This window comes from Streptomyces sp. NPDC107546, from assembly GCF_055639175.1.
The window spans coordinates 69,956-82,157 of record NZ_JBVKBA010000023.1 but is presented as its reverse complement, the minus strand read 5'-3'; the positions used below and the strand labels follow the sequence as shown (position 1 = coordinate 82,157).

The 12,202-nt window shown below is 71.9% G+C and carries 12 protein-coding genes; 1 reads left to right on the top strand and 11 read right to left on the bottom strand.

The window, feature by feature from the left end; all coding sequences use genetic code 11:
- Positions 1-268 precede the first annotated feature (268 nt).
- From ACZ7L1_RS28445 to bldG, 6 genes are all read right to left on the bottom strand, one after another.
- A complete protein-coding gene (locus ACZ7L1_RS28445) occupies positions 269-466 on the bottom strand; it encodes a hypothetical protein (protein ID WP_471440911.1) in 198 nt (65 codons plus the stop codon).
- A gap of 352 nt (positions 467-818) precedes the next feature.
- A complete protein-coding gene (locus ACZ7L1_RS28440) occupies positions 819-2,336 on the bottom strand; it encodes a DUF7059 domain-containing protein (protein ID WP_471440909.1) in 1,518 nt (505 codons plus the stop codon).
- 26 nt (positions 2,337-2,362) lie between these two features.
- Positions 2,363-2,977 carry a small secreted protein gene (locus ACZ7L1_RS28435; RefSeq protein WP_471440907.1) on the bottom strand — a complete coding sequence of 205 codons (615 nt, stop codon included), beginning with the start codon at positions 2,975-2,977 and terminating at the stop codon, positions 2,363-2,365.
- A gap of 220 nt (positions 2,978-3,197) precedes the next feature.
- Entirely contained in the window at positions 3,198-5,600 is a 2,403-nt protein-coding gene (locus ACZ7L1_RS28430) for a sodium-translocating pyrophosphatase (protein WP_471440905.1), read from the bottom strand.
- 323 nt (positions 5,601-5,923) lie between these two features.
- Positions 5,924-6,361: an ATP-binding protein gene (locus ACZ7L1_RS28425; RefSeq protein ID WP_471440903.1), complete on the bottom strand. Its 438-nt coding sequence runs from the start codon at positions 6,359-6,361 to the stop codon at positions 5,924-5,926.
- Positions 6,362-6,468: 107 nt separating this feature from the next.
- On the bottom strand, positions 6,469-6,810 hold the full coding sequence (gene bldG, locus ACZ7L1_RS28420; RefSeq protein WP_103840429.1) for an anti-sigma factor antagonist BldG: 342 nt from the start codon (positions 6,808-6,810) through the stop codon (positions 6,469-6,471).
- Positions 6,811-6,890: 80 nt separating this feature from the next.
- Here bldG and ACZ7L1_RS28415 point away from each other — a divergent pair, with 80 nt between their 5' ends.
- Positions 6,891-9,401, top strand: coding sequence for a DEAD/DEAH box helicase (locus ACZ7L1_RS28415; protein WP_471440901.1), 2,511 nt, complete (start codon positions 6,891-6,893; stop codon positions 9,399-9,401).
- On the opposite strand, the gene ACZ7L1_RS28410 is transcribed toward ACZ7L1_RS28415, so the two are convergent.
- The 5 genes from ACZ7L1_RS28410 to ACZ7L1_RS28390 all read right to left on the bottom strand — a co-directional run bounded on the left by ACZ7L1_RS28410 (position 9,310) and on the right by ACZ7L1_RS28390 (position 12,194).
- Positions 9,310-9,732 (bottom strand): Rv3654c family TadE-like protein, encoded by a 423-nt coding sequence (locus ACZ7L1_RS28410; RefSeq protein ID WP_471440899.1) that lies wholly within the window; start codon positions 9,730-9,732, stop codon positions 9,310-9,312. The two genes, ACZ7L1_RS28415 and ACZ7L1_RS28410, sit on opposite strands and share 92 nt — an antisense overlap.
- Positions 9,733-9,764: 32 nt before the next feature.
- Positions 9,765-10,139: a TadE family type IV pilus minor pilin gene (locus ACZ7L1_RS28405; protein ID WP_471440897.1), complete on the bottom strand. Its 375-nt coding sequence runs from the start codon at positions 10,137-10,139 to the stop codon at positions 9,765-9,767.
- Positions 10,140-10,143: 4 nt separating this feature from the next.
- A complete protein-coding gene (locus ACZ7L1_RS28400; RefSeq protein ID WP_471440896.1) occupies positions 10,144-10,362 on the bottom strand; it encodes a DUF4244 domain-containing protein in 219 nt (72 codons plus the stop codon).
- 132 nt (positions 10,363-10,494) lie between these two features.
- The gene (locus tag ACZ7L1_RS28395; RefSeq protein ID WP_471440894.1) at positions 10,495-11,322 is read right to left on the bottom strand and encodes a type II secretion system F family protein; all 828 of its coding nucleotides are present in this window, start codon (positions 11,320-11,322) and stop codon (positions 10,495-10,497) included.
- Entirely contained in the window at positions 11,319-12,194 is an 876-nt protein-coding gene (locus ACZ7L1_RS28390; RefSeq protein ID WP_471440892.1) for a type II secretion system F family protein, read from the bottom strand. The genes ACZ7L1_RS28395 and ACZ7L1_RS28390 overlap by 4 nt, the downstream gene beginning before the upstream one ends.
- Positions 12,195-12,202: the final 8 nt, after the last annotated feature.

Here is a 12,202-nt window from a genome sequence, read left to right as displayed (position 1 = left end):
TCGCTCTTCTCTCCGGTCGACGCTGGGGCCTCCCCAGGCCTTGGTCCCGGGGTGAGGTCGCTTTCTGGCTCGCTGGTGACGCTGCGGAGTGTGACGGTACATCCCGCCCCCGTGTCAAACGGGAAAAGCCCACAACGGCCACTCGAACGGTAACCCGACTACCGGCATTCCTGCCGCCCGGACTGTCCAGCGGCCTTTTCCTGCCGGTCCGGAGCGTGATCTCCCCATTACTCCCGCTCCGGTCGCCCGGGAACCGGGAACGGTGATGTCAGAGGCGGAGGAAGCACCACGTACCGGCCGCGAGCGCGGCCACGGCGGCGAGGCCCGCGAGCGTGGCGGATGCGATACGGCTCACACCGTCCGCCACCGGCTCACCACGGTACAGCCTGGTCGCGGTCCAGGTCAGCAGACCGCCGCCGAACAGGGCGAACACCGTCCCCGTGATGATCGCCGGCCCGCTCTCCATGTCGTTTCCCTCCCGCCCGGCCGACCCGGCTTCCTTCCCGCCCGACCCGCCCCGGCGACGGGAGGCTGGCACGCCGGGAAAGCCTGCACGCGAACGTGAGGTGAACGCGTGGCGGGCGGCGGACAATTCACCCCGCACGCCCTGTGCGCTCCGGCGCGACAGCGTTCAGGGCCGGGGGGTCGGGGGGCCGGGGGGCCGGGGGTCGGCGGCCGGCGGCCGGCGGCCGGCCACCGGAACGAACTCGGCTCGAACTCGTTGGTGCGGCGGTTCGCGCCGAAGAGTGGCCCAATCGCAGCCCCAGCGCCGCCATCGGGCTCCACGGCCCGGGCCCCACTCGGCCGCGCCACCTCCGTCAACGCGCGGGCTCCAGGAAACCCTGTTCGACCAGCAGCCGGATCTGTGCGGGCGTTCGGTCGCGCAGCAGCACGGGGTCCTCGCCGACCAGCTGGGCGATGGCGTCCAGGATCCGTCCCGCACTCAGCGTGCCGTCGCAGACGCCCGCGAAGCCCGCGCCGACCGTGTCCACCTTGGTGGCGCGACGCATCCCCCGGTTCTGGCGCAGCACCACGTGCTCCGGGTCCTCGGCGCCTGGCAGCCCGACCTGCTCCTGGACGACTTCGGCGACGAGCTTGAAGTGCCCGGCGAGCAGGGCCGCGTCGTCGTGCGCCCGCAGGTAGTCGACGCGGTCGAAGTGGGCACGCACCGTGTCTCCGAGCGGCTGTTCGACCGGATGCGGCCACTCCTCGATCGTGATCGAGGGCTCGGCCGCGTCGGTCCTGCGCAGGGCGATCCAGCCGAATCCGACGGCGCGCACCTTGCGCGCCTCGAACTCGTCCAGCCACGCGTCGTACCGCGCCTGGTAGTCGGCCGCATCGCCGCGGTGGTCCCCGGCGTCCCTGAGCCACAGCTCGGCGTACTGCGTGATGTCCTGCACCTCGCGCTGCACGACCCACGCGTCGCAGCCGCGCGGCACCCATGACCTGAGCCTGTCCTGCCAGTCCTCCCCTTCCACGTGCTGCCAGTTGGCGAGGAACTGCGCGAACCCGCCCGCGTTCAACCGCTCCCCCGATCCCTGAACGAGCGTGCGGCACAGATCGTCCCCGCTCATTCCGCCGTCGCGGTAGGTGAGCCGGGCGCCGGGGGAGATCACGAAGGGCGGGTTGGAGACGATCAGGTCGAACGTCTCGTCTTCCCGGACCGGCTCGAAGAGCGAACCCTCGCGCAGATCGGCGGCCGACGCGCCGGACAGTGCCAGGGTGAGTGCGGCGATGTGCAGGGCGCGCGCGTTGACGTCGGTCGCGATCACGCGCGTGGCGTGCTGGGCGGCGTGCAGCGCCTGGATCCCGGAGCCGGTGCCGAGGTCGAGGGCGGAGCCGACGGGGGTCCGTACGGTGATGCCGGCGAGTGTGGTGGAGGCGCCGCCGACCCCGAGGACGACGCTTTCGTCCCGGCTGCCGATGCCCCCCGCACCACCGACGGCACACCCGAGGTCGGAGACGATGAACCAGTCCTCGCCGTCCGGTCCGCCGTACGGCCGCACGTCCACGGTCGCGGCGACCTCGTCCCCGCCGGTGCGCACCAGCCAGTCGGCCTCCAGGCAGGCGTCGAGGGGCAGGACGTCGGCCACGCGCGCGTGGAGCACGGGTTGTTGCAGCAGGAACAGCCGTACGAGTGTCTCCAGCGGCGTGTCCCCGCGCGTCGCCCGGAGTGCGGGGACGGTCTCGCTCCGCGCGAGCGCCGCGTACGCGGGCGCTCCGAGCAGGTCGAGCAGCCCGTCGGCGGTGAAGGAGGCGCAGAGCAGGGCGTCCCGCAGCCGTGCGGCGACATCGGTGCGGTCCAGGGAGGGCAGGGTTCGACTGGGGGTACTCACGACCCCATTGTGGCGTGCGGACGGACTCAGCCCGCGGTCGCCGAGGCCGTAGCGGCCGCCTTCTTGCAGCTCGCCTGCTCGGCGATCGCCTTCTTCACGTCGCCCTGCTCGAGGTTCTTCAGCGCCGTGGTCCCGCTCTGGTTCTGCTTCTCCAGCTCGGTCATCTGCGCCGCGATGTCGTGCAGCCCGGACGCGAACTTGCCCTGGTCCTTCGTGTTGAGCGCGTCCACCTTCTTCTTCAGGTCGGCGTAGGACGCGGAGAGGTTGTTCAGGGTCTTGACGGCGTCCTGCTGCCGCTGCGCGCCGCCGTCGACACCGGGGGGCGCTCCGGCGTTGTTCAGGGCGGTCGCGAGCGCCTTGTAGCCGTCGGACATGTCCTGGAAGGCCTGCGAGTCGGTCTTCTGGATGGCCTGAGGCGGGTTCGTGGCGTCCGAGGCCGCCTTCGTGATCGCGTCGTTGGCGGCCTTGATCTTCGTGTTCTGCGCCGGCACCGCGTCGCAGACCTGCTTGGCCCAGGAAGCCAGCTTGTCGTCGGTCTGGCTCTTGCCACCGCTGGTGCAGGCCGACAGCGCCAGTACCAGCACCGCACCGCCGGACACTGTGGCCGCGAGCTTCTTGTTCACCGGATTGGTCCCTTCCATGGCTCTCTCGGCCCGGAAGATACACGCCAATCGGGCGACGCCCGATGGCCGAATATCACCTTTGACTGTTATTGCAGCCTTTTGTACCAAGCGAGAGAAGGCTCACGAGAAGGCTCCGCACACGGACAAGGGCGGGCGCACGGCCTCTTGAGGAGCGCCGTACGCCCGCCCGTGTGCCCGTATCTGACCAGGCGTAAGTGCGGGGTGCCGTGCCGCCGGGCTACGACACCACCGCCGGATCAGCGGGCTTGGACACCTTCTCGGCGTTGTCTTCGTCACCCACGGCGATCCCGCGCCGCTTGGAGATGTACACCGCGAGCACGATCACGACGAGCGCGACGACCGCGATGGCGATCCGCACGCCGATGTTCCTGTCGCTGCCGTAGGAGAACTTGACGACCGCGGGCGCGATCAGCAGCGACACCAGGTTCATCACCTTGAGCAGCGGGTTGATCGCGGGGCCCGCGGTGTCCTTGAACGGGTCGCCGACCGTGTCGCCGATCACCGTCGCGGCGTGCGCCTCGCTTCCCTTGCCGCCGTGGTGGCCGTCCTCGACGAGTTTCTTGGCGTTGTCCCAGGCGCCTCCGGAGTTGGCGAGGAAGACCGCCATCAGCGTGCCGGTGCCGATCGCGCCCGCGAGGTACGCGCCGAGCGCTCCGACGCCGAGCGTGAACCCGAGGGCGATGGGCGCCATGACGGCGAGCAGGCCGGGCGTGGCCAGCTCCCTGAGGGCGTCCTTGGTGCAGATGTCGACGACCTTGCCGTACTCCGGTTTCTCCGTGTAGTTCATGATCCCGGGCCGGTCGCGGAACTGCCGCCGCACCTCGAAGACCACCGCACCGGCCGCCCGGGACACCGCGTTGATCGCCAGCCCCGAGAAGAGGAAGACGACCGCCGCGCCGGCGATGAGGCCGACCAGGTTGTTGGGCTGGGAGATGTCCATGACCAGGCTCATCGGCCCGCCGTCGCCGACCTTCTCGCCCACGTCCTGGGCGGCCGTGGTGATCGCGTCGCGGTACGAGCCGAACAGCGCCGAGGCCGCGAGGACGGCGGTGGCGATGGCGATGCCCTTGGTGATCGCCTTGGTGGTGTTGCCCACGGCGTCCAGGTCGGTGAGCACCTGCGCGCCCGCGCCCTGGACGTCGCCGGACATCTCGGCGATGCCCTGTGCGTTGTCGGAGACCGGACCGAAGGTGTCCATGGCGACGATCACGCCGACCGTGGTGAGCAGGCCCGTGCCGGCCAGCGCCACCGCGAACAGCGCGAGCATGATCGACGTACCGCCGAGCAGGAACGCCCCGTAGACGCCGAGACCGATCAGCAGCGCCGTGTAGACCGCCGATTCCAGACCGACGGAGATGCCGGCGAGGACCACGGTGGCGGGACCGGTCAGCGAGGTCTTGCCGATGTCCCGCACGGGACGGCGGCTGGTCTCGGTGAAGTAGCCGGTCAGCTGCTGGATCAGGGCGGCGAGCAGGATGCCGATGGCGACCGCGACGAGCGCGAGGATCCGCGGATCGCCGCTCTTGGCGCGGATCGCCGCGTCGGTGACGCCCTTCAGGGCGGCGTACGACGACGGCAGATAGGCGAAGACGGCCGCCGCGACGAGCCCCAGCGAGATCACCGCGGAGATGAAGAAGCCCCGGTTGATCGCGGACATGCCGCTGCGGTCGGCCCGGCGCGGGGCCACCGCGAAGATGCCGATCATCGCGGTCACGACCCCGATCGCGGGCACGATCAGCGGGAACGCCAGCCCCGAGTCGCCGAACGCGGCCTTGCCCAGGATCAGCGCGGCGACGAGCGTGACGGCGTACGACTCGAAGAGGTCGGCAGCCATCCCCGCGCAGTCGCCGACGTTGTCGCCCACATTGTCGGCGATGGTCGCGGCATTGCGCGGATCGTCCTCCGGAATGCCCTGCTCGACCTTGCCGACCAGGTCGGCGCCGACGTCGGCGGCCTTGGTGAAGATGCCGCCGCCGACACGCATGAACATGGCGATCAGCGCGGCGCCCAGACCGAAGCCCTCGAGGACTTTCGGGGCGTTCGCCGCGTAGACGAGCACCACACAGGAGGCGCCCAGCAGACCGAGCCCCACCGTGAACATGCCGACGACACCGCCTGTGCGGAAAGCGATCTTCATCGCCCGGTGCGAGACGGCGGTGAGGTCCTTTTCCGGCTCGCCCTCCGCCGGGGTCGCCTCGCGCGCCGCCGCGGCGACGCGCACATTGCTGCGCACGGCGAGCCACATACCGATATAGCCGGTGGCCGCCGAGAACGCCGCACCGATCAGGAAGAACACCGACCGTCCGGCGCGCTGATTCCAGTCGTCCGCGGGCAGCAGCATGAGCAGGAAGAACACGACCACGGCGAATACGCCGAGCGTGCGCAGCTGCCGGGCCAGATAGGCGTTCGCGCCTTCCTGGACCGCGGCCGCGATCTTCTTCATGCTGTCGGTGCCCTCGCCGGCCGCGAGCACCTCGCGCACCAGAATCCCGGCCACCACGAGGGCCGCCAGCGCGACGGCCCCGATGACCACCACGATCATGCGGTTGTCGTGTGTCAGGACCGCGGCCGCGAGGGCTGAGGGGTAGTCAAACTGTTGAGGGGTAGAAAGCCCCGCCATTCGTCCTCCTTGACGCTTGGGCTGAGCTCAAGATGTGGACGGATTGTAGGTACCGGAACCTGATCAAAACAGTGCGCGGTAAACCGATTGAGACGTCACTTGCTCTTCAGGAAAAGATCGCACGTCAGCCACAGAACCCGAAAGTGGTAACGCCTCAAAACCATTGACGAGATAGACCCTTGATCAAATTATCGCGCTATTGATCGTGAACGTATTCACGTGAAGCGGTTCACGAATTAGGATACGACTTTACAAAAAGAAGGGCCCTGCACAGGCAGGGCCCTTCCGGAGAAGTCTTCGGGGCTTGGGGGAGAAACGTGCCGTCAGGCCGGGAACGGGGCGGTGCCGGGCGGCGTGGTGGGCCAGCTCATTCTGATCAGTCCGCCGTTCTCCCCGGTGGTGACCTCCACATCGTCGACGAGGCCACTGATGACCGCGAGACCCATCTCGTCCTCCTCGGCCTCCGCCTCGACCGCGTCGGCGCCCGCCGGCTCGTCCCCGGGCACGATGTGCGGTGCCTCGTCGCCGACCTCGATGGAGAACTGTTTCTCCTCCTCGGTCAACAGCACACGCACCGGCGCCGAGATGCCGTTGCTCTGGTGCAGTCCGACGGCCCGGGAGCAGGCCTCCCCGACGGCGAGCCTGACCTCGTCGAGTGCGGCCTCCTCCACTCCGGCCCGGCGCGCCACCGCCGCCGCCACGAGCCGGGCGGTCCTGACGTGTTCGGGCAGCGCGCTGAAGCGGAGTTCAACGGTGGCCATGCATCCCCCTCAGAACTTCGGGCGTGCGGTCGGGGGGCCCGGGCCGCACTGGCCCGCACCCCCCGCTCTTGCTTCTGCCGTCCGGGCGCCACGGCCCGGAAGCGGGGTCAGTCGGTGGCCGACACCGCTTCCTCGACCGAGGTGTGGATCGGGAACACCTTGGTGAGGCCGGTGATGCGGAAGATCTTGAGAATGCGCTCCTGGTTGCACACCAGGCGCAGGGAGCCCTCATGGGCTCGAACACGCTTCAAGCCGCCCACCAGCACGCCGAGCCCGGTGGAGTCGAGGAAGTCCACGCCCTCCATGTCGACGACGAGGTGGAAATTCCCGTCGTTCACCAGCTCGACCAGCTGCTCGCGCAGCTTGGGCGCGGTATATACGTCGATTTCGCCACCGACCTCGACGACCGTACGATCGCCGACGGTACGGGTCGACAGGGACAGGTCCACGGATCCTCCAGCACCTTGCTATCGAGCGGTCGCCCCAAGGGCACCTCGGCTTCAGCCCCCGGAACGGTTCGCCAGCCGCGATGGCATTCAATCACTTACCGGCAGGCGTGTACGACGCCTTGGACCCATTGTCCGTCACGCCAGTGACACACTCGGTGCCGATGGCCAAGAATCACCGATCCGATCGACCCACGACGGGCCCCGTGTCCCGCCCCTCGCCGGGCAGGGTGCTGGACCGACTCGCCTCGGGTCCGAGCCGGGCTGCGCGCATCACTCATACGGAGCACTTGCCCCCGCGAGAGGGCCGCCATGCCCTCTGGCCGGACCGGATCCGTGCCGAGGTCGTCGCCGCCGTGCGCCGCGCGGGCATCGAGCACCCCTGGGCCCACCAGGCGCTCGCCGCCGAGCACGCCCTGGACGGCGATTCGGTGGTCGTCGCCACGGGCACGGCGTCGGGCAAGTCGCTCGCCTACCTGGCCCCGGTGCTGTCGCGGTTGCTGGACGGCGCCGAGGCTCCGAACGGCCGGGGCGCGACCGCGCTGTACCTCGCCCCCACCAAGGCCCTCGCGGCGGATCAGTGCCGATCGGTGAAGGAACTTTCACACCCTCTCGGCACGGCGATCCGCGCCGCGGTCTACGACGGCGACACACCGCCCGAGGAACGGGAATGGGTACGCCAGTACGCCAACTACGTCCTCACCAACCCCGACATGCTGCATCGCGGCATATTGCCCTCCCATCCGCGCTGGTCCTCCTTCCTGCGCGCCCTGAAGTACGTCGTCATCGACGAGTGCCACACCTACCGCGGCGTCTTCGGCTCCCATGTCGCCCAGGTCCTGCGCCGACTGCGCCGCCTGTGCGCCCGCTACGGCGCCTCACCCGTCTTCCTGCTGGCCTCCGCGACCGCCGCCGAGCCCTCGGTGGCCGCCCGCCGCCTCACCGGCCTGCCGGTCGTCGAGGTCGCGGACGACGCCTCCCCGCGCGGTGAGCTGGTCTTCGCCCTCTGGGAGCCGCCACTCACCGAGCTGCACGGAGAGCGGGGCGCGCCCGTCCGGCGCACGGCCACCGCCGAGACCGCCGACCTGCTGACCGACCTGACCGTGCAGGGCGTGCGCTCGGTCGCCTTCGTCCGCTCCCGCCGCGGCGCCGAGCTGATCTCGGTGATCGCCCAGGAACGCCTGGCGGAGGTCGACCGCTCCCTGGCCCGCCGCGTGGCCGCCTACCGCGGCGGCTACCTTCCCGAGGAGCGCCGCGCCCTGGAGCGGGCCCTCCACTCCGGCGAACTCCTCGGCCTCGCCGCGACGACCGCCCTGGAGCTGGGCGTGGACGTGTCCGGGCTGGACGCCGTGGTGATCGCCGGATACCCGGGGACACGCGCGTCGCTGTGGCAGCAGGCAGGGCGCGCGGGCCGTGCCGGGCAGGGCGCCCTCGCGGTGCTGGTCGCCCGTGACGACCCTCTGGACACGTTCCTCGTCCACCACCCCGAGGCCCTGTTCGACCAGCCGGTGGAGTCCACGGTCCTCGACCCGGACAACCCCTACGTCCTCGCGCCGCACCTGTGCGCGGCAGCGGCCGAGCTGCCGCTGACGGAGGACGACCTGGAGCTGTTCGGTCCCGCGTGCGTGGACGTGCTGCCACAGCTGGAGGCCGCGAAGCTGCTGCGCCGCCGCACGAAGACCTGGCACTGGACGCGCCGGGAGCGTGCCGCCGACCTCACGGACATCCGCGGTGCGGGCGGGCGCCCGGTCCAGGTCGTCGAGGCCGGCACCGGTCGGCTGCTCGGCACGGTCGACGCGGGCGCCGCCCACACCACGGTCCACGAGGGCGCGGTCCATCTGCACCAGGGCCGTACGTACCTGGTGCGGTCGCTCGACCTGGAGGACTCCGTCGCCCTGGTCGAGGAGGCCAACCCGCCGTACACGACGGTCGCCCGCGACACGACCTCCATCTCCGTCCTGGAGACGGACGTGGCAATCCCCTGGGGCGAGGGCCGGTTGTGCTACGGCTCCGTGGAGGTCACCAACCAGGTCGTCTCCTTTCTGCGCCGGCGTCTGATCACCGGTGAGGTGCTGGGCGAGACGAAACTCGACCTCCCTCCTCGCACGCTGCGCACCCGCGCCGTGTGGTGGACGGTCACCGAGGACCAGCTGGACCAGGCCCGGATCGGCCCGGAGATCCTCGGCGGCGCGCTGCACGCGGCCGAACACGCCTCGATCGGCATGCTTCCGCTCTTCGCCACCTGCGACCGCTGGGACATCGGCGGCGTCTCCGTGCCGCTGCACCCGGACACGCTCCTGCCCACGGTCTTCGTGTACGACGGCCACCCGGGCGGCGCGGGCTTCGCGGAGCGCGCCTTCCACACGGCCCGCGCCTGGCTGTCCGCCACCCGTCAGGCCATCGCATCCTGCGAGTGCGAGGCGGGCTGCCCGTCCTGCATCCAGTCCCCCAAGTGCGGCAACGGCAACGATCCGCTGCACAAGAGGGGTGCCGTACGCCTCCTCACGGTGCTGCTGCGCGGGGCGCCCGAGGAGGCGGCGAGCGGTCCGGCGGCTCCGGCGCCCTCGGCTCCGCCGGCCCGGCCCTCGCCCTGACCTCGGTGGTGAACGGCCCCGCGGCCGACGCCGCCGTGACGTCGGATACCGCCCCCACGAGCGCGCACCGCACGAGCCTGCTCCCCTGGACCCGGGCCACCCGGGCCGCCGTGGCGCACGCCTTGCCGCCCCCGTCGACCCAGTGGTCCGCAGCCGCGAGCGCGGCGAGGTCGGCCGCACCGGCCGCACGGTGCCGGGCCAGCACGACCTCGCCCTGGGCCAGCAGGACGCCGAACACGGCACACATCGCGCCGAGCAGGCACAGGACCCAGACGGTGGCGGAGCCGCGATCCGAACGGGCCGCCACCAACCGGACGTCGAGGGCTGCCACGCGCTTCCGGACGGCGGCCGGTCCACATCCCCTCACTGCTTCACCCCCACCGTCTCCTCCGCCAATGCCACCGCTTCGTGGCGCAGTTCGAGAGGGAACACGTCCGGGCCCGGAGGATGCGCCACCACCAGGACGCGTACCAGGTCGCCCTGCCGGCTCACCGTGATCCTCGCGCCGTCCGGAGCCGCCTGCCGGGCCATGTCCCGCACCACGCCCGGCGGCTCCTGCCGAGCCGCCGCCCGGGCCCCCGCGCGGGCCGCGTCCACGCACCGGATCTGCGCGGACGCGGCCGACAAGGCCCAGACGAGGGCCATCGCGAAGAGCACCAGGGCGGGCAGCACGACCGCGGTCTCCGCCGTCACGAAGCCCTGGTCCCGGCCACGGCCCGCTCCCGTGCGCGCCCTCACGCCGTCACATCCGGACACTGAGCGCCCGTTTCACGATCGCCTGCAGTTCCGCGCTGACCTGCCCGCTCGTCAGCACCTTGTAGAGGACCGCCGCGAAGGCCACCGCGGCGATGATCCCCACCGCGTACTCGGACGTGACCATGCCCGCGTCCCTGCGCACCACCGCCCGCAGCCGGCGCGCCAGCGCGCGCGCCCGGGCTCGTACTCGTACCGCCTTGCTCATTTCAACCCCCGTGGGTTCTCGTCGTCGTCTGCTCGTTTGCGTGGCCGTTTGTCCGGTCGTTCTCTGTCCGGCCGCGGCCGTTCTCCGGTCCGTCCGTCCGGTCCGTCGGTCGTCACCGGATGCGGTGCACCCTCATCTCCCACCCCCTCCCAGCAGCCCTCCCGCCAGCCCGATCACCACGGGCAGCACCCCGACCGCGATGAACGCGGGCAGGAAGCACAAGCCCACCGGGGCGGTGACCAGGACGCCCGCGTGGCGTGCCCGCGCCGTCGCCCCTCGGGCCCACTCGGCCCGCGCCCGAGCTGCGAGGCGCCCGACCGGTGCGGCCGCCGGGGCCCCGGAATCGCCCGCCCGTTCAAGGAGCCGCGCCAGTGCTCCCGCGCCGGGGAGCGTGGCCAGCCGCTGCCACGCATCGGCCGGTTCGGCGCCGAGCCGCACCTCGGCCGCGCCCCGCGCCAGCCGCTCCCCGACCGGCCCCGCCAACGCCTCGCCCACCGCCTGGGCCGCAGACACCGGGCTCGCGCCCGCCGCGATGCACGCCGCCAGCAGGTCGGCGGCCAGCGGGAGCTGACGGGCGGCCACGACAGGGTCGTACTCCTCGGTGCGGCGGTCGCGCTCCTGCCGGGCCCTCCAACGCGCCACGCCGAACCCGGTGACCAGTCCGACCCCCAGCCCGACGAACCCTCCGATCACCACCCAGCCGGCACACAGCGCCCCGGTGACCGGCAGCCACCGCCGCACGGCGTCCCGCACCTCGGCCCGCCGCAGGACTCCACGCGGCACCCGCTCGCGCGACCGCTCCTGCGCCGCACCGGCACTCGCAGCCGCACCCGCCAGGACCGCATCCACCCGCCTCCGCACCCTCCGCTTCCGCCGCGCGACGACGAGTGTCCGCGCCGACCACCACAGCGCCAGTACCGCGCACAACATCCCCAGCCTGTGGACAACGCCCGCGCTCACGCCGCCTCCGCCCCGCGCACGATCCGCAGCGCCCACCAAAGCCCCGCCGCCTCCAGCACGCCACCGGCCACCAGACACGCCAGTCCCGCCCCGGTGTGCAACAGCACGTGCAGCGGGCGGGCGCCGAGCGCGGTGCCCAGCAGCAGTCCGAGGACCGGCAGCCCGGCGAGCAGGACCGCCGTCGACCGGACGCCCGCCAAGTGCGCCCGCAGATCGGCGCGTTGGTCGCGCTCCGCACGCAGTGCCGCCTCCAGCCGGTCCAGCCCGGCCGCCAGGCCGGCACCCCGGTCCACGGCCACCCGCCAGCACGCGGCGAGCCCGGACAACCCGTCGGCCCCCGGCTGCCGTGCCGCGTCCACGAGCGCGCCCGCGACGTCCCCGCCGAACCGCGCAGCCGCCAGCACCGCCGCCTGGGCCTCACCGAGCCCGCCGGAGTCACGAGCCGCCCGCAGCAGTGCCTCGCCCGGCTGACGCCCGGCCCGCACCTCCCCGGCGAGCGCTCCGCACAGCGCGATCACCCCCTCGCCACGCGCCTCCCGTGCCTGCCCCGCCTCCCGCGTGCGTCGCACCCGGCGCAACACCGGCACGCCGACGGCTCCGGCCACCAGGGGCAGAAGAGAGGTGCCGAGCACCGCGACCACCGCACCCACGGCCACCGACCACCACTCCACGGGCAACCGCCGCACCCGCAGCACGAACCGCTCCCAGGGCGACGGACCACCCCGCGCCGCGGCGCCACCGCCCGCGAACAGCAACCGGGCACGGCGGGCCGCCGTGTTCGAGCCGCTCACCATCCAGGCCGCCGTCCCGGCGCACATCAGGCCGACGCCGACCGCCAGATGACCGATCCCCGTCACACCCCCAGCCGTCATCTGCCTGA